The 17760-nt window shown below is 66.5% G+C and carries 16 protein-coding genes; 13 read left to right on the top strand and 3 right to left on the bottom strand.

Going from position 1 to position 17760, the window contains the following annotated elements:
* Window positions 1-70: 70 nt before the first annotated feature.
* Complete coding sequence (locus tag AC1DS0_RS29135) at window positions 71-1129, bottom strand: ABC transporter substrate-binding protein (RefSeq protein WP_476817703.1); 1059 nt, start codon at window positions 1127-1129, stop codon at window positions 71-73.
* Window positions 1130-1242: 113 nt separating this feature from the next.
* Between AC1DS0_RS29135 and AC1DS0_RS29130 the strand changes: the two genes are divergently transcribed.
* Entirely contained in the window at window positions 1243-1947 is a 705-nt protein-coding gene (locus AC1DS0_RS29130; protein ID WP_476817702.1) for a TetR/AcrR family transcriptional regulator, read from the top strand.
* Window positions 1948-2034: 87 nt separating this feature from the next.
* On the opposite strand, the gene AC1DS0_RS29125 is transcribed toward AC1DS0_RS29130, so the two are convergent.
* Entirely contained in the window at window positions 2035-3321 is a 1287-nt protein-coding gene (locus AC1DS0_RS29125) for an aspartate aminotransferase family protein (protein WP_476817701.1), read from the bottom strand.
* Between the two features lie 22 nt (window positions 3322-3343).
* Here AC1DS0_RS29125 and AC1DS0_RS29120 point away from each other — a divergent pair, with 22 nt between their 5' ends.
* Window positions 3344-4285, top strand: a complete 942-nt coding sequence (locus AC1DS0_RS29120; RefSeq protein WP_476817700.1) for a TetR/AcrR family transcriptional regulator C-terminal domain-containing protein — start codon at window positions 3344-3346, stop codon at window positions 4283-4285.
* A gap of 9 nt (window positions 4286-4294) precedes the next feature.
* Here AC1DS0_RS29120 and AC1DS0_RS29115 read toward each other — a convergent pair whose 3' ends face one another.
* Window positions 4295-5344 (bottom strand): phosphotriesterase family protein, encoded by a 1050-nt coding sequence (locus tag AC1DS0_RS29115; protein WP_476817699.1) that lies wholly within the window; start codon window positions 5342-5344, stop codon window positions 4295-4297.
* A gap of 209 nt (window positions 5345-5553) precedes the next feature.
* Between AC1DS0_RS29115 and AC1DS0_RS29110 the strand changes: the two genes are divergently transcribed.
* The 11 genes from AC1DS0_RS29110 (at window position 5554) to AC1DS0_RS29060 (ending at window position 17729) form a co-directional block, all read left to right on the top strand.
* Window positions 5554-7029, top strand: coding sequence for an ABC transporter substrate-binding protein (locus AC1DS0_RS29110; RefSeq protein WP_476817698.1), 1476 nt, complete (start codon window positions 5554-5556; stop codon window positions 7027-7029).
* 418 nt (window positions 7030-7447) lie between these two features.
* A complete protein-coding gene (locus AC1DS0_RS29105; RefSeq protein ID WP_476817697.1) occupies window positions 7448-8461 on the top strand; it encodes a substrate-binding domain-containing protein in 1014 nt (337 codons plus the stop codon).
* A gap of 65 nt (window positions 8462-8526) precedes the next feature.
* Complete coding sequence (locus AC1DS0_RS29100; RefSeq protein ID WP_476817696.1) at window positions 8527-9804, top strand: ABC transporter substrate-binding protein; 1278 nt, start codon at window positions 8527-8529, stop codon at window positions 9802-9804.
* A gap of 76 nt (window positions 9805-9880) precedes the next feature.
* The gene (locus AC1DS0_RS29095; RefSeq protein ID WP_476817695.1) at window positions 9881-10735 is read left to right on the top strand and encodes a carbohydrate ABC transporter permease; all 855 of its coding nucleotides are present in this window, start codon (window positions 9881-9883) and stop codon (window positions 10733-10735) included.
* Window positions 10732-11538, top strand: a complete 807-nt coding sequence (locus tag AC1DS0_RS29090) for a carbohydrate ABC transporter permease (protein ID WP_476817694.1) — start codon at window positions 10732-10734, stop codon at window positions 11536-11538. Before AC1DS0_RS29095 ends, AC1DS0_RS29090 begins: the two co-directional genes overlap by 4 nt.
* 9 nt (window positions 11539-11547) lie before the next feature.
* The gene (locus AC1DS0_RS29085; protein WP_476817693.1) at window positions 11548-12597 is read left to right on the top strand and encodes an ABC transporter ATP-binding protein; all 1050 of its coding nucleotides are present in this window, start codon (window positions 11548-11550) and stop codon (window positions 12595-12597) included.
* Window positions 12598-12608: 11 nt separating this feature from the next.
* Window positions 12609-13901 (top strand): MGH1-like glycoside hydrolase domain-containing protein, encoded by a 1293-nt coding sequence (locus AC1DS0_RS29080; protein ID WP_476817692.1) that lies wholly within the window; start codon window positions 12609-12611, stop codon window positions 13899-13901.
* A gap of 299 nt (window positions 13902-14200) precedes the next feature.
* Window positions 14201-14989: an enoyl-CoA hydratase/isomerase family protein gene (locus AC1DS0_RS29075; RefSeq protein WP_476817691.1), complete on the top strand. Its 789-nt coding sequence runs from the start codon at window positions 14201-14203 to the stop codon at window positions 14987-14989.
* A gap of 1 nt (window position 14990) precedes the next feature.
* A complete protein-coding gene (locus tag AC1DS0_RS29070; protein ID WP_476817690.1) occupies window positions 14991-15806 on the top strand; it encodes an ABC transporter ATP-binding protein in 816 nt (271 codons plus the stop codon).
* Complete coding sequence (locus tag AC1DS0_RS29065; RefSeq protein WP_476817689.1) at window positions 15806-16684, top strand: branched-chain amino acid ABC transporter permease; 879 nt, start codon at window positions 15806-15808, stop codon at window positions 16682-16684. Before AC1DS0_RS29070 ends, AC1DS0_RS29065 begins: the two co-directional genes overlap by 1 nt.
* Before the next feature lie 4 nt (window positions 16685-16688).
* Window positions 16689-17729 carry a branched-chain amino acid ABC transporter permease gene (locus AC1DS0_RS29060; protein WP_476817688.1) on the top strand — a complete coding sequence of 347 codons (1041 nt, stop codon included), beginning with the start codon at window positions 16689-16691 and terminating at the stop codon, window positions 17727-17729.
* The last annotated feature ends 31 nt before the right edge of the window (window positions 17730-17760 follow it).

Raw genomic sequence — 17760 nt, 5'->3', positions numbered from 1 at the left:
GCTTTGGTACGGGGCAGGCGGCACGGCTCAGGTCGCCCATGGCGTTGAACGGTCGGATATCGGCCTCGCGTCAGCCGACGACCCATTTGGTGAAGCGCTCGGTCGCCTGATCGCGTGTCCGCGTCCAGAAATCGACGTCGACGAGGATCGCGCTGGCCTTGTTGGCGGGGAAGGTCGGCATGGTCCGCGCTACGGCGGGCTCGATCTTGTCGAGCGCGGCCGGCACCGTCGGTCCGTAGCCGGTCGCCTTGGCGAAGATCGCCTGGCGCTCAGGTGCCAGCGCGAACTTGATGAACTCGCGGCAGAGATCGGCCTTTGGACCGCCCTTGAGGATCACCCAGCCCTCGGACTGCCACAGGGCCTGCTCCCACATGATCGCCACCGGTGCGCCGGCATTGATCGCGGCCTGGATGCGACCGTTCCAGCTCGGACAGAAATCGACCTCACCGGACTGCAGCAGCTGGGTCGACTGAGCTCCGGAGGTCCACCAGGCGGAGATGTCCTTCTTGACTCCATCGAGCTTTCGGAAGGCGCGGTCGAAGTCGAGTGGATAGAGCTTGTCCGGCCCAGCACCATCGGCGAGCAGCGCCTGCTCGACGCTGTCGACCGGCGAACGGCGCATCGCCCGTCGGCCGGGAAATCTGGCGACGTCGAGGAAATCGGCCCAGCTTTTCGGAGCCGCCTTCACCCGGTCGGTGCGGTAGCCGAGGACGGTCGCGACAACGTCGTTGCCGGCATAGAACGGCGAGCGGAAGGTGTCGGGCAGCGCCTGCCAGCTCGGCTCACTCTCCAGTTTGAGCGGCTCCAGATAACCTTTTCCGTCGGCCGCGAGCTGATTGGCGACCTGGCGCGCGACGATCGACATGTCCCAGGTATAGGTCTTGGCGTCGACCATCTGCTTGATCTGGCCGATCGGATCATTGGCGCCGGTGATCGGCTGCACCTCGATCCCCGTGGCCCTGGTGAACTCGCGACCATAGGCATCGTTGAAGGACGTGCCGATGCCGAGATCGCGAACGACGATGCGGCGCGCCTGTGCCTGGCCGATATTCGGCATCGCCAGTGTCGAGGCAACGCCACCAAGCGCGGTGACGACATGACGGCGCGTCGGCTGCACAAGCTTTGCCATTGGTCGGATCCCCGTTTTATATTTTGTGACATTCATGTCAGTTTTTGAAAGCTGACACGTACGTTAGTTTTTGGCAAGATGCCTCATGACCAAAAAAGCGAGACGATCCTGACATGGCCAAGAGCACCACAGCGGCCAATCCGGCGATCGAAGGCCTGGGCAGGGATGGAAAGCCGGCGCCGCGCCTGACCGAGCTGCTCAAGGCCGACGCGTCCGAAATCGGGCTGCGCAAGGGCGAGCGGACGCGCCGCCGGATCGTCTGGGCGAGCGCGGTTGCCCTGGAGCAGGCTTCCTTCGCGCAATTGTCGATGGACCGCATCGCCGAGATCGCGACCGTCTCGCGCGCAGCGCTCTATCAGTACGTCGCCTCGAAGGAGGAGGCCGTGCGGTTCGTCCTCCTCGCGCTGCAGGACCTGACGCTCGCGATGCCCAGCGGAGGCGCCGTCGGACGCTCGCCGCTCGAGGCGATCATCAATACGAACCGCTACTACGTCGACTATTTCGAGAAGAACGCGGTCTTCATGGAGCGCGTCCGCGAGCTTCGCGAGATCTTGCCGGAGCTGATGGCGGAAAAGCAGCGCGTCAACCGCCGTTGGGCGGAGCGGGTTCTGGCGCATGCCGGCCAGCACCGCCCATCACCGCTCGATCCAGTCCGGCTGAAGCTGCGCATCTTCGCCATGGAATGCATGGTCGACGACATCCTGCGCGAAATTTTCGTCATCCGAAATCCGGACATCATTGCAGCCGCGGCCGATCGCGAAGCGCTGATCCAGGAGCTATCGGCGATCTGGTTCAAGGCCCTCTACGAGGCCGATTGAGGCGAGCTATCGGCATGATCCAGCAACCCGATTTCGACGCAGCTCTACGAGAAGAAACCGCCCTGCGGTGACTGCAGCCACATCCGCTCAGGTGAGCACATGCCTGCGCTCCGTGACGATGTCCCGCAATGCGGTGAGGAATTGCTCCGTCGCCGCATCGTCGACGGCCAGAGACAAGGCGATGAAGCCGCGACGGGCGAGGTAGAAGCCGCGCTCGAGCAAATCCAGGAAGACGAGCTCCTTGATGCGATCGTCGCTGCCGGCGAGGTCGTCCGGCGTGTTTACCGGGCCGCGAAGGCCATGGATAGTCATCAGCGAGCCTTGTCCGCTCGCCTGAAGCGCGACATCGGCCTCGCGGAAAACCTCGTTCAGCCGTTCTCGCAGGCGCTCGCCGTGCGCGTGCAACTCTACGGCGATCTCCGGCGTGAAGACCTGCGTCAGCGCAGCGATGCCGGCCGACATGGAGAGGACGTTGTTGTTGAAGGTTCCCGCATGCGGCAGAGAGCCCGGCCTCTCAGGATCGTACATCGCCATGATGTCGGCCCGGCCACCAAAGGCCCCGAAGGACATGCCGCCGCCGATCCATTTGCCGAGCGTGACGAGATCGGGGTCGAGGCCGAGCAGGCCATGGGCGCCGCTGCGGCCAAAGCGCGACGTCATCACCTCGTCGAGGACGAAGAGCGCGCCCGCAGCGCGCGTCTCCTCGCGCAGCATGGCGAGGAAATCCGGGCGCCCGCGAATGCAGCCGCCCGAGCCCATCATCGCTTCGGTCAGTACGCAGGCGAGATCCGGTGCGTTCTCCCGGATCAGACGCGCCGTCGTCTCGCTGTCGTTGTAGGGCGCGACGATGAAGTCGTAGGGCGCGTTGATCGGAATGCCACCGCCCCCGAAATACAGCAGGCCGCCATGGTAGCCGCCCCGGAATACCAGCACCTTCGACCGTTTCGTGAAGGCGCGCGCTGTGGCGATCGCCATCAGGTTCGCCTCGGTGCCGGAATTGGTGAAGCGCACCTGCTCGATCGCCGCAAAACGGGCGACCACATGCCGGGCGAGCTCGGTCTCGAACAGGTTGTGGCCACCGAGGTTGACGCCGCCGTCGAGCGCTGCGTCGATCGCCTTGCGGATGACCGGGTGGGAATGGCCGAACAGGCCGGCGGTGTATTCGCCGAGAAGATTCACATAGCGATGGCCGTCGGCGTCGGTCGCCACCGCTCCCTGGCCGTGAGCCAGCCGCAGCGGAAACGGGCCATGGTAGAGAACGGTCCGGGTGTTTCCACCCGGCATCACTTCGCAGGCGCGTTGGTGGACGGCCAGCGACTTCGGCCGCCGCTCCGCATAGCGCGACCGGGCCTCCACCAACTCGTCGTCGATCACTCTGTTCCGCCGCGCCGCATCCATGATCTGCCGTCCATCGATTTGCCTCGACGCGCCGCTCCTGCAGCGTCATCGCCTCATCGACAATAATTGTACGTTGTACAATTTATTTGTCGAGAGCCGCCGGCGAGGATTTGCGCTGCATGGTATCGCGTCCTCGATGCGGCTGCTAATTGCGACGTGTCGAGCAGAAGCGGGCCCGATCGAAGCGAACGCCGGGGAGGACATGCCGGAAGCCGAGCAACGCAAGCGTCGGGGCCGCCCCAAGCGTGACGAAGTGGTCGCGCTCGATCGCGCGCAGATCGTGGCGGAAGCGTTGCGGCTCATCGACGAGCGGGGACTGGAGGGCTTCAGCCTGCGCGAGCTCGCGCGAGCGCTCGGCGTGTTTCCGACGGCGCTGTATTGGCACATGCCTGGCGGCCGCAATGCCGTGCTCGGCGCGGTCGCGGCCACGGCTTTCACGGATGTCGTCCCGCCCGCCGAGGATGCGGTCGTCGACTGGGAGAACTGGATTCGCGCGCTTTTCACCCGCTACCGCGACTCGCTGCGCAAGCACCCCAATATCGCGCCATTGCTCGGCGCCCAGATCGTCTCGAACACCGGCGTCGACATGGAGATCGTGGAGCGCATCCTCGCGGCTCTGGAATCCGCGGGCTTTGGCGGCGAACGGCTGGTCGATGCCTACAATACGGTAGTCGCGGGCCTGCTCGGCTATGTCACGCTGGAGCTCGCACCCGGCCCCACCGAAGACGCCAGCGAATGGGCGAACGCCTTCGAGGCCGAGATCCGCAGCGTCGATGCCGGCCGTTTCCCCCGGCTCGCACGCAATCTCGACGCGCTCGCCAACCGCGCCTTCATCGTGCGCTGGCAAGGCGGCGCCGAGAAGCCGATGACGCACAGCTTCGACTTCTATGTCGAGACGATCATCACCGGCCTGCGTACGCTCGCACACAAGCCGGCCTGAGCCGCCCGGTCAAACGAAGGTCAGCAGCCGGCGGGGGTTGCCGACCAGGATCGCCTCGATCTCGGCCTCCGAAAAGTTTCGAGAACGCATCAGCGGAACGATGTTCTCGAAGATGTGGGTATAGCCATGCCCGCCGAAGCTGGTCAGCCGCGTCTTGTAGCAGATGTCGTGGCTGATCACGATGCGCTCGAGATGGCCGTGGTCGATCAGGCTGCGGATAAAGCGAAGACGCCCTGCGTCGTTCGGCATGTCGATATCGGCCCAGGTGTAGAAGGCCTGCTCCTGGCCGAAGAGGTCGAACTCGATCACGCAGCCGGTATCGGCCAGACGCAGCAGCGTGGCCTCGTCGAAGATCGTCCGATCGATATGGCTGAAGATGACGCGGCCGATATCGCCGCCATGCGCCAGGACGAAAGCGGCGATCTCCTGCGGTTGCTCGACTGCACGTCCGGGATGGATGTTCACCGCCGCGCCGGTCTCCTTCTGGGCGATCAGGGCACCGCGCAGCACGCGCTTCTCCAGATCGGTCCACGGCACCTGGCAGCCGATTTCGCCGATGATACCGGCACGCACCAATGTGCCCCAGGCACCCTCGAAGACCTGGTCGATCATCTCCGCGGCGAAGCTGTCGATGTCGCGGTCGTCATTGGCCCGGTCCTGGTAGTCGTGGACATAGTGGCCGCAGCCCATGACGATGATCGCGCCGGTCCGGCGTGCGATTTCGGCGAGTCCATCGGGATCGGGCCTCAGCCCGCCATTGCTGAGCTCGACGATGGTCCGCCCGCCGGCATCGACCATGGCTTGGACTTCCCTGGCGGCCGTATCGCGGCAGCGCAGGACGAGATTTCCGGGCACCTTCCAGCGTCCGTAGTTCATGCGGAAGCAGTTGCAGAGGGAGATCTCGGGTCCCTGATCGGGGTCCGCGACCATCGCAGTCGTGCGGATGTCCCAGATCAGATGCTCGTGCATCAGCGTAGGACCAAGGCTCGCTGGATCGACGAGCCCGAGCACACTCTGAGCCTTGCCGCGCAGAGCAGCACGATCGAAACGCGGGTTCATGTTTTCTCCCTCAGCTGCAGATTAATTGTACGATGGACAATTAATTTGGCACGTGTCAACCTGATCCGATAAAAGACAGAAGGGGGATGGTGATGAGACGGCGAGATTTCCTGGCGGCGTCGGCAGGGCTTGTGACGATCGCGGCTTCAGGTCGAGCGGGTGCCCAGCGGCGCGATCCGAAAGTCCTCAAATTTGTGCCGCAGGCGAATTTGACTTCGCTCGATCCGATCTGGACGACGGCCCAGGTCACGACGAACCATGGCTACGCCGTCTTCGACACGCTCTATGGCCTCGACAACGCGCTGAGGCCGCAGCCCCAGATGGCCAGGGGCCATTCCGTGTCGGCCGATGGCCGGGTCTGGACGGTCGAGCTGCGCGAAGGTCTGACATGGCATGACGGCCAACCCGTGCTCGCCCGCGACTGCATCGCAAGCCTGCAACGCTGGGCCAAGCGCGACGCCTTCGGCCAGTTGCTCGACGCTATGGCGGACACATGGGAGGCCTTGGACGACAAGCGCTTTCGCGTGACGTTCCGTTCCGCCTTTCCGCTGTTCCTCGAAGCGCTCGCCAAGCCTCTCGGCATCACGCCCTTCATGATGCCGGAGCGTGTGGCGAAGACCGATCCCTTCAAGCAGATCACCGAGATCGTCGGTTCGGGACCCTATCGCTTCCTGAAGGACGAATACGTCTCCGGCAGCAAGGCGGTTTATGCCAGGTTCGACGCCTACGTCCCGCGTTCCGAGCCGGCAGAGCGCACGGCCGGCGGCAAGGTCGCGCATTTCGAGCGGATCGAATGGATCGTCATGCCGGATGCCGCGACCGCTGCGGCAGCCCTGCAGACGGGTGAGATCGACTGGTGGGACCAGGCACTGCCGGATCTGATCCCGGCCCTGCAGACCAGCAAGGGCGTCAAGGTCGCCATTCACGACCGGGCCGGCTTCATCGGCATGATGCGCTTCAACACGCTGCACCCGCCATTCGACAATCCGGCCATCCGCCGGGCGATCGTGTTCGCCGTCGAGCAAACCGACTACATGCGCTCAGTTACTGGCGGCATCGATGAGAATTTCCGCAGCTGCGTCTCGATGTGGCCATGCGGCACGAGCTATGCCGGCGAGGCCGGTGCCGAGCCGCTCAAGGGACCGCGCGACCTCGAACGTGCCAAGGCGATGCTGCGCGAGGCCGGCTATAAGGGCGAGCGGGTGGTCATCATCAGCCCGACCGACATCGCCAGCATCGGTCCGCTCGGGCAGATCACCGAGGATCTCTTTCGCAAGCTCGGGATCAAGGTCGAGCTGGTGGAAACCGATTGGGGATCGGTCGTCCAGCGGCGCGCCTCGCGCGAGCCGGTCGAGAAGGGTGGTTGGAGCGTCTTCCACACCTGGTGGCCCTCGCTCGCCGTCGACAATCCCGCGATCAACCAGACGCTGCGCGGGCAGGGCGGCAAGGGCTGGTTTGGCTGGTACGAGAACGCGACGGTGGAGGAGCTCGCCTCGAAATGGCTGACCGCGAAGGATCCGGTCGAACAGAAGGCGATCGCGGAGGCCATCCAGGTCGATGCATTCAAGCAGGCTCCGATCATCCCGCTCGGCCAGTTCTTCATCCCAACGGCCTATCGGGCTGACCTGACCGGCTTCCTCGAGTCGACGATACCGAGCATGTGGAATGTTCGCCGCATTCCATAGTCAAAGGCGGCGGCTACCCAGGAAAGTCTGGTTCTGGCTGATCACCAATGTCCGGAGTTAGCGCAGCGCTGTCGCGAGTGTCTGGCCGATGCCTTGCCGCGAGGAGAGGACGTCACCGAGTCCCTAGGTGATGGCGAGGACAGCGGCGAGCGCACCCGTCCCGATCCAGCCCATTGCCGCCCTGATGAGCCCGGCCGGCGTGGCAAGGAGGAGGTGGCTGGTCGACAGCTGTGCGACCAAGCCCGGCGCCAGCGCATAGGGCGCCCAGGCCTGCGAGATCTCGTCATCGGCGCGAAAGCGTGCCGCGCCCGGGCGGTCGCGTGGCCGCCCAGGAGGAAGACAGGCCCTCCGGTCAACGCTGGCCGGTTGACTTGTGTCATCGACACGGTAATTTTCCAAAACGTTTTGGAGACCTGTTTTGAGCTCTCTGAAGGACCTTGCGCGGAATCTGGGGCTCTCGATCACCACGGTGTCGCGGGCTCTCGACGATTATCCGGACGTTGCCCAGTCGACGCGCGAGCGCGTCCGGCATGCGGCGCGCGAAGCCAATTATCGTCCGCACAGCGCCGCGCGCCGCCTGCGCAAGGGCACTGGCGAGACGGTCGCCTTCGTCATGCCGGCACAGCCCGGGCATTTTCACGAGCCGGTCTTTGCGGAACTGCTGGCGGCGATCGGAGAGAAGCTTGCGGCCGAGCAGCATGACCTCATCCTGCTCGCGGCCCGCCCCGGCCTCGAGGAGATGGCGACCTATCGCCGGCTGGTGGAGAGTGGCCGCGCCGACGCTTTCATCCTCGCCCGCACCCGCCGCAAGGACGAGCGCGTCGCCTATCTCGAGGCGAAGGGCGTTCCCTTCATCTGCCATGGCCGGACCGAGACCAGGCGGCCTTATGCCTTCGTCGACGGCGATGGGCAAGCCGGCTTCAGGACGCTGACGACGCGCCTGATCGGCCTGGGGCATCGCCGGATCGCGCATCTATCGGCGCCGTCCTACCTCACCTTCGCGACGCTGCGCGCCGCCGGCTGGCGGCAGGCGATGATCGAAGCCGGCTTTGAGGAGGACGTGCAACGGCTCTTCATCGAAGGCGAGCCGACCGAAGCGGACGGCCACCGCCTCGCCGCCGAACTGCTGGCTGGAAGCCAGCCGCCAACGGCTCTCGTCTGCGCCACCGACCGGATGGCGCTCGGAGCGATGCAGGCCGTGGTCGAGGCCGGCCTCGCCATCGGTCCGGATATCGCGGTCACCGGCCATGACAACATTCCCGCCGCTTCCTATGCGCGGCCCGGGCTCACGACCTTGGAACTGCCGCCGGCCGAGGTCGGCGCGCGGCTCGCCGCGATGGTTCTTGCCCGCATGGGCGGGAGAGACCCGCGCGAGCTCTCGGCCGTACTGGATTTGCGCCAGATACCGCGAGGCTCGAGCGGTGAAGCCTGACATTCCAAAGCCGGACTGAAGCGGCCGGCAAGGTCGCACGAAAACGAACACTGAGGGAGGAGTTGATGAAACCCATTCTGGCAAGCGCGGGCGCCGCTGCGATCCTGTTCACGACGAACCTCGCCGCCGCGCAGGACGTCAATTTCCTGTCGACGCAATTGCGACCGGTCGAGGAAGCGCAGAAGGTCCGCCAGGTCCTGCTCAAGGGTGTGCCGGGCAAGGTCTCCTATCTTGTCGAGGAGCCGCCACAATTCGATGTGCGCATGAAGGCCGAGGGCAGGGCCGGCAAGCGCACGATCAGCCTCGCCGGCGCCCTCCACGGCGAATTGCAGCCGCTCGTCACCTCCGGCGATATCGAGCCGATCGACGACATCGCCGCCAAGCTCGCCGATCGCGGCATCCCGCAAGGATTGATGGAGCTCGGCAAGCTAGGCACCGGCAAGCAAGTCTACATTCCGTGGATGCAGGCGACCTACATCATGGTCGCGCGCAAGGAGGCGCTCGCCTCGCTGCCGGCCGGGACCGATGTCAACGCGCTGACCTATGACCAGCTCGAAAGCTGGGGCAAAGCCCTGACCGAGAAGACCGGCAAGCGCCTGATCGGCTTTCCGGCCGGGCCGAAAGGGCTGATGCCGCGGTTCTATCAAGGCTACCTCTACCCCTCCTTCACCGGCGGGGTGGTGACGCCGTTCCGCTCGGCCGAGGCCGAGGCGATGTGGGGCAAGTTCAAGAGCCTCTGGCAGTACGTCAATCCGAACTCGACCAGCTACGACTTCATGCAGGAGCCGCTGATGGCCGGCGAGGTCTGGGTCGCGTTCGACCATGTCGCGCGCGTCAAGGACGCCCTGGTGCAGGAGCCCGACAAATACGTGACCTTCCCGGCGCCGGCTGGCCCGAAGGGGCGCGGCTACATGCCGGTCATTGCCGGCCTCGCCATTCCGAAGGGCGCGCCCGATCGCGCCGGCGCCGCCGCGGTGATCGAGCACCTGACCAAGTCTGACGTGCAGGTGAAGACCGCGGCCGAGGTCGGCTTCTTCCCAGTGGTGAAGGCCGAGCTGCCCGCCGATCTCTCGCCGGGCATCAAGCTGATCGCCGAGGGCGTCGCCAAGACGCAAGGGGCGAAGGACGCGCTGCCGGCGCTGCTGCCGATCGGGCTCGGCGACAAGGGCGGCGAGTTCAACAAGGTCTTCTCCGACAGCTTCCAGCGCATCGTGCTGCGCGGCGAGAACCCGCGCGCGGTGCTCGATGCGCAGGCCGTCGTGCTCAAGGGCCTGATGGAGACGACAAAGGCACCGTGCTGGGCGCCCGACAAGCCGAGCGAAGGCGCCTGCCCGGTCAACTGACCCAACGCTTCCTCCCTCCTGGGCGGCCTTCGGGCCGCCCGCTTTTCCCATTCTACCACCCGCCGCCGGGACCGCCATGAAGCGAGCGCAGTCGCGAGCCCTTCCTTATCTGCTGCTGGCGCCGTCCCTGGTCTTCCTGGCGGCGATCTTCCTGCTGCCCCTGGTGCAGACGATCGCGCTGTCCTTCAGCGAAGGCGGGGTGGCCTCGCTCGGCAACTACCGGCGCATGGTCTCGGACCTGAACTTCGGTCCGGCCCTGCGCAACACCTTCCTCCTTGTCCTCGTGGTGGTGCCGATCCAGCTCGCGCTCGCCCTCGGGCTGAGCGTGATGATCGAGAAGATCGGTCGCGGGCGCGATCTCGTGCTCTGGGTCTGGACGATCCCGCTCGGCGTCTCCGATCTCGCCGCCGGCCTGGTCTGGCTCGCGATCCTGCAGGATCGCGGCTATCTCAATAGCGCGCTCTACGGGCTCGGGCTGGTCGACGGACCGACCGCCTGGCTGACCTATGAGACGCCGGGAACGCTCTTCCTCGGCGTCGTCCTCGCCGAGATCTGGCGCGCCACCGCGATCGTGCTGGTCATCCTGGTCGCCGGCCTGCAGCTCATCCCGAAGGAATATCGCGAGGCGGCCGAGGTCTTCGGCGCCAGGCCCTGGACGATCTTCCGCCTGATAACCCTGCCGCTGCTCAAGCCCAGCATCCAGACGGCTCTGATCCTGCGCACCGTGCTCGCCTTCGAGGTGTTCGCGGTGGTCTACGCCATTGGCGGCACCAATTTCCCGGTGCTGGTCGGCGAAGCGTACACTTGGCAGAACGCCAACCAGAACACCGGCGTCGCGGCCGCCTATGCGATGCTGATCGTGTTGATTTCGCTCGCCGCGACCGCGATCTACCTGCGGGTGCTGCGCGTCCCGGCGGAGCAGCAGCCATGAGCGGGCTGAAGCGCACCGTCTTCTGGACCGGCGTCGTCGCGCTCTGCGCCTGGGTGCTGGTGCCGATCTGGCTGATCACGCTCGGCGCCGTCGGCGGACGCAGCGGCGTCTTCCGCTGGCCGAAATCGCTGTGGCCGGGCGATGCCTCGCTTGCCGCCTTGCAGACCTTCCTCGCCGTCGAGGGCGTCTGGCCGGCGATGGTCAACAGCATCATCGCGGCGCTGACCTGCATGGCCCTCTCGATCGGTCTCGGCGCGCCCGCCGGCTATGCGCTGGCGCGCTTCTCCTTCCGCGGCCAGAACGCCTATCGTCTGCTGATCCTGCTGACCCGCGCCTTTCCGCTCGCCATCCTGGCGCTGCCGTTGACGGTCGCCTTCATCCGCATCGGGCTCTACGATACCGCCTTCGGCGTCGGTCTCGTGCACACGGCGCTGGCATTGCCCTTCGCGGCACTGGTCTCGGCGAGCCTGTTCCAGGCGATCCCGCGCGAGCTGGAAGAGGCGGCCTGGGTCTTCGGCTGCAGCCGCTGGCAGGCCTTCCGCAAGGTGGTGCTGCCATTGGCTCTGCCCGGCATCGCCGCAGCGGCGATCTTCGCCTTCGTCATTTCCTGGAACGAGGTCTTCGCCGCCTCGGTGCTCTCGGTGAAGAACCGCACCCTCACCGCCTATCTGCTGACGGTGCTGGCGGAATCGCCGCTGCATTTCCGCTTCGCCGGCGGCTTCCTGCTGATCCTGCCCTCGCTCGCCTTCATCTTCGCGGTCCGGAAATACCTGTTCGCGATGTGGGGCATCGCCAACCGCTGACGGGGAACCATGGCCGAGATCACCATCGACGGCATCGCCAAATCCTTCGGCGCGACGCGAGCGCTGGAGCAGATCGACCTTTCCGTCGCCGATGGCGAGTTCGTCGCGCTGCTCGGCCCGTCCGGCTGCGGCAAGACCACGCTGCTGCGGATCATCGCCGGGCTGGAGAGCGCGACCAGCGGGCGCATCGTCATCGGCGGGCGTGACCTGACGCAGATTCCGACGCGCCGGCGCGGGCTTGCCATGGTTTTCCAGAACTACGCCGTGTTTCCCCATATGAGCGTCTACGAGAATGTCGGCTTCGGCCTGCGCATGCAGGGTGCCGACGAAGCGCGTATCAAGGCGCAGGTCGGCAAGGCGGCCGAACTCCTGCACATCACGCCTTATCTCGACCGCTATCCGGCCAAGCTCTCGGGTGGGCAACGCCAGCGCGTCGCGGTCGCCCGCGCGCTTGCGGTCGAGCCGCCGGTGCTGCTGATGGACGAGCCGCTCTCCAATCTCGATGCGCTGCTGCGGCTCGAAATGCGCGCCGAGCTTAAGGCGGTGCTGCGCGAGGCCAGGACCACCACGATCTACGTCACCCACGACCAGACCGAGGCGATGGGCCTCGCGGACCGGATCGCCGTGATGCATGGCGGGCGCATCGAGCAGATCGACCGGCCGACCGAGGTCTATGAGCGCCCGGCGACGACCTTCGTCGGCGGCTTCGTCGGCAGCCCGCCGATGAACTTCCTGCCGGTCTCAGTCGAGGATTCACGGCTAGAGCTGGCAGGTGCGCACCTGCCGGCGCCGAAGGCTTCCGGCGATTTGCTGATGGGCGTCCGGGCCGAGGACTTGATGCCGGTCGCCGCCGGCGAGGGCCTGCCCTTCGACATCGCGGTGGTCGAGCCCCTCGGCGCGCATGACCTCGTCACCGGCCGTAGCGGCGCGACCCTGCTGCGCGTCGCCGCCCCCGCTGGCAGCGGCCACAAGCCGGGCACCCGCATCGGCCTCAAGCCGGACCCGAAGCGACTGGTCTGGATGGACCCGGCCTCCGGCCGGGCGCTTCCGACGCAATGATGGACTAGGGCATGACGACGATCGACATCGAGGCGGCCCGCGCCATCCTGCGCGCCAATGACCGCGGCGGCTACACGGTTCCGACCGACCGGCTCTATCCGTTCCAGTGGAATTGGGATTCGGCCTTCGTCGCGATGGGCTGGGCAACCTTCGACAAGGAGCGCGCCTGGCGCGAGCTGGAGCGGCTGGTCGAGGGCCAATGGGATGACGGCATGGTGCCGCATATCGTCTTCCACGCGCCGAGCGACGACTATTTCCCTGGACCGGACGTCTGGCGCACCCGCCATGCCATCCCGACCTCGGGCATCACCCAGCCGCCGGTCTTCGCCACGGCGCTGCGCCGCGTCTTCGAGATCGCACGGGCCCCTGACGCGCAGGCACGAGCCGCCCGGCTCTATCGCTGCGCGCTTGCCTCGCATGACTGGTGGGAGAAGGCCCGCGATCCGGACGGGACCGGCCTCGTCGCCATCCTGCATCCCTGGGAATCGGGCATGGACAACAGCCCGGCCTGGGACGAGGCGATGGCGCGCCTGACGATCACCCCTACGACGCCGATCCGGCGCCGCGACACCTCCCATATCGGCGCCGATATGCGCCCGCGCGACGAGGACTATCGCCGCTTCATTGCCCTGGTCGATCTCTATGCCGGGCTCGGCTGGGAGCCCGCGGCGATGTGGCGGGCCTCGCCCTTCAAGCTCGTCGATGTCGCGACGAATGCGATCCTGCACAAGGCGGAAGAGGATCTGCTGGCCCTGGCCGCGCAGTTCGGCACCGAAGCGGAGCGCAGCAGGATCGAGGCGCGGATGGCGCGCCGGGCCGCGGCCTTCGCCCGGCTCTGGAGCGAGGGCCGGCGCATCTACCAGGCGCGTGATCTCTGCACGGGCACCACGGTCGACGCCTCGACCTCGGCCGGCCTGCTGCCATTGTTCGCCGGCATCCCCTCGGCCGGGCAGGCAGCCGCCCTTGCCGGCGAGCTGGAAGATTGGCTTGCCAGGGTACCCTATCCGGTTCCGAGCACCTCGCCGCGCGATCCCCGCTTCGAGCCGAAGCGGTACTGGCGCGGCCCGATCTGGGCGGTGGTGAACTTCATGATCGCCGAGGGCTTCGAGCGCTATGGGCATGCGGCTCTCGCCAGCCGGATCCACCTGGCGACACAGACCCTGATGCGGGATGGCGGTATCGCCGAATATTTCGACCCGACCTCCGGCGAAGGGCTGGGTGGCAGCCACTTCTCCTGGACCGCAGCGATCAGCCTGATGATCGATCAGGCTGCTGTTGCGGGCCCAGGACGTGACAAAATGTGAAGGAGGCCAGGATCGACATGCCTTGACGTCGCCTCCACTCGAGGGAGGCGTTCGGGCTTCGGCGGAGCGATGGCCACGCCGGGCCACGCCTTCGGGGCGAGATCGGCCTTTTTTCACTCTGTGGGTCGTCGCAATCACCCGGTGCGATCAGGTCTGTTCCGTTTCGACAATCCCGGCCGTGCGCAATTGCGCATAGCGCACGCCGTCAGCTTTCGCCTTACTCATGAGTAAGCTCAGGAATATCGAGTAGAGCTGGAGATACCGCGGCGGCAAACGACTGCGGACTCAAGGGGAACGTCATGGACCAGGCCGGAAGCCCGGTGCTGCTCACGATCGAGCAGGCCGTCGCCGTCATCACGCTCAATCGTCCGCGCGTACTCAACGCGATCGACGCGCAGATGGCCCGCAGCCTTGCGGATGCCGTTACACGGATCGAGCAGGATGGCACGGCACGAGCCCTGCTGCTGCGCGGCGAGGGGAGAGCCTTCTGCGCCGGCGGCGATGTCGCCAGCTTCGCGGGGGAAGACCCGGCCGCGGCGGTCGAGGCGATCATCGACCCGTTTCATGCCGCCTTGCGTGCGCTCGACACGTTGAAACTGCCGACTCTCGCCGCCGTGCAAGGCCCGGTGGCCGGGGCCGGTTTCAGCCTCGCCATGGCCTGCAACCTCTGCATTGCGGCTGACGATGCCGTCTTCACCATGGCCTATTCGCGCATCGGCGCCTCCCCGGATGGCTCGGCGACCTATCGGCTGCCGCGCCTCGTCGGCGAGCGCAAGGCGCTCGAACTCGCCTTGCTGGCCGAGCCGGTCGATGCCGCCGGCGCGCAGGCGCTCGGGCTGGTCAACCGGGTCGTCCCCGCTGCCGATCTGGAGAGCGAGGCGCTGGCGATGGCGCGCCGGCTCGCGCAGGGACCGACGGTGGCCTATGCCCGGATCAAGCATCTCGTCGGCCGCTCGCTCGGCAACGACCTCTCCGCCCAGCTCGATCTCGAACGCGAGGCTTTCCTCGCCGGTACGCGCACGGCAGACTTCAGGGAGGGCGCGCAGGCCTTCCTGGCCAAGCGGCCGCCGCAGTTCGAGGGGCGCTGAGATGACGGCTTCGCCCATTCTGGAGGTCTCGGGCATCTCGCTCGCCTTCGGCGGGGTGCGTGCGCTCAGCGACGTCTCGTTCAAGGTGCCGGAAAGCGCGATCACCGCCGTGATCGGCCCGAACGGCGCCGGCAAGACCTCGCTGTTCAACACGATCTCGGGCTTCTACCGGCCGCAGGCCGGCAGCATCCGCTTCGCTGGTGAGAGCCTGGAGGGCGTGCGCGCGCCGCAGCGCGCCGCGCGCGGGCTCGCTCGCACCTTCCAGAACATCGCGCTGTTCCGCGGCATGACCGTGCTCGACAACATCAAGCTCGGCCGTCACGCCCATATGCGCACCGGCGTGCTCGACGCGCTGTTCTATTGGGGCCGGGCCCGGAAGGAGGAGCTGGAGCTGCGCGCCGAGATCGAGGAGCGCATCATCGACTTCCTCGAGATCCAGCACATCCGCAATGCCTCGGTCGGCACGCTCTCCTACGGTCTGCAGAAGCGCGTCGAGCTGGCGCGGGCGCTCGCCATGCGCCCGCGTATCCTGATGCTCGACGAGCCGGTCGCCGGGATGAACCGCGAGGAGACCGAGGACATGGCCCGCTTCATCCTCGACGTGAAGGAGGAGTGGGGCGTCACCATCCTGATGGTCGAGCACGACATGGGCATGGTGATGGACATCTCCGACCATGTCGTGGTGCTGAATTTCGGCCAGGTCATCGCAAGCGGCACGCCGCGCGAGGTCCAGGGCAACGAAGCGGTGATCGCCGCCTATCTCGGCTCGGGCGATGTCGGCGCGATCGCGCGCCGGATCAAGGCGGAGGCGGCGTGATGGATGCGCTCTTCCTTGCCGAAGTGACATTGGCTGGCCTTGGCGCCGGCGCGCTCTACGCGCTGACCGGCGTCGCCTTCGTGCTGATCTACAAGGCCACGCGCGTCGTGAACCTCGCGATCGGCGAGATCCTGATGCTCGGCGGCTATGCCTTCCTCGGCTTCGCGGCCGGGCTTGGCCTCTCGCCCTGGCTCGCGCTGCCGCTTGCGATTGCGGCCGGCGGCGCGCTCGGCTGGCTGGTCGAGCGCGCCTTGATCCGGCCGATGCTGGGCGAGAGCCCGATCTCGGTGTTCATGGTCACGATCGGCCTCGGCTCGATCCTGGCCGGTGTCGTGCAGTTGGGCTGGGGCGCCGATCCGCTGCGCCTGCCCGAATTCATGCCGTCGGCGCCGGTCTTCATCGGCGAGGCCTATCTCGCGCCAAAGGTCGCGATTGGCTTCGTCGCGGCCGCCGTGGTGATCGGACTCTTCCTCGCTCTGTTTCGCTTCTCGCGCGGCGGCGTCGCGCTGAAGGCGACCGCAGCCGACCAGGGCGCGGCCTATTCGGTCGGCATCGACGTTCCCCGCGTCTTCTCAGTGGCCTGGATACTCGCCTGCGCCACCGCGGCCGGCGCCGGCGTGCTGATCGGCGCGATCGGCGGGATATCGCCGACCATGGGCGTGTTCGGCCTCTCCGTCCTCGTCGTGGTGATCATCGGCGGGCTCGACTCGATTGCCGGCGCGCTGGTCGGCGGCCTTTTGATCGGGCTGGTCGAGGCGCTTGCCGGCGCCTTCCTCGGCGGCGAATTCAAGCTCGTCGTCACCTTCGCGCTGCTGCTCGTGCTGCTGATGGTCCGTCCTTACGGGCTGTTCGGCACCCACGAGATCGAGAGGCTGTAGCGCCATGCGGATCGGCACGCTCAAGACCAGCTACGCCGCCGACGAGGCGCTGTTCGACACGCCGACGCAACGCCTGCTGCTGGGACTGCTTGCGCTTTGCGCGATCGCCTTTCCCTTCGTCGCCAGCCCCTATTGGCTCTTCCTCGCCGGCCTCTGTGCGATCAATGTCGCGAGCGCGACGGGCCTCAACCTGCTCACCGGCTATACCGGCCTCGTCAGCCTCGGCCAGGCCGCTTTCATGAGCGTCGGCGCCTATACGGTCGCCGTGCTGGAGATCCGGCTCGGCACGCCATTCTTCATCAACCTCCTGGTCGGTGCCGGCCTCGCCGCGATGATCGGCATCCTCGTCGGCATTCCCAGCCTCAAGGTGAAAGGGCTCTATCTCGCCATTGCGACCATCGCGGCCTCGGTCATCCTGCATTTCCTGTTCGCGCACTGGAGCTTGACCGGCGAGTCGCGCGGCCTGTCGATGCCGCCGGCACGCCTGTTCGGCCTCACCCTCGACCAGCCCTTCTCGCTCTACTGGCTGATCATGCCGGTGACCTGCCTGATGGTGCTCGGTGCGGCCAACCTGCTGCGCACCAGGATCGGGCGCGCTTTCATCGCGATCCGCGACCGCGACATCTCGGCCGAGGTGCTCGGCATTCCGCTGCTGCGCTACAAGCTGACCAGCTTTGCGATCTCGTCCTTCTATGCCGGCCTCGCCGGCGGGCTCTGGGCCTATTTCTTCCGCGTGGTCACGCCCGAAAGCTTCCCGCTGGTCAATTCGATCTTCTATCTCGCGGCGATCATCGTCGGCGGCATGGGCACGATCCTCGGCGGCATCCTCGGCGCCGTCTTCATGACGCTGGTGCCGGAGCTTTTGAAGTTCGTCGCGAACTGGGCGACGCCGGTCTACCCGGACGCGCTCGCCGCGCTGGCGCCGGTGCGGACCATCGTCTTCGGCGGGCTGATCGTCGGCTTCCTGATCTTCGAGCCGCGCGGCCTCGCCGAGATCTGGCGGCGGTTGCGGCGCTTCTTCCATCTCTGGCCGTTCAGGACCTGAGCACTTCGCTGAAACGGCTGCCGTCAAGAGC

The sequence above is a fragment of the Allobosea sp. P4_H5 genome (assembly GCF_056400825.1).
The sequence above is the reverse complement of the archived record's forward strand: the minus strand, read 5'-3'. Positions and strand labels throughout refer to the sequence as shown.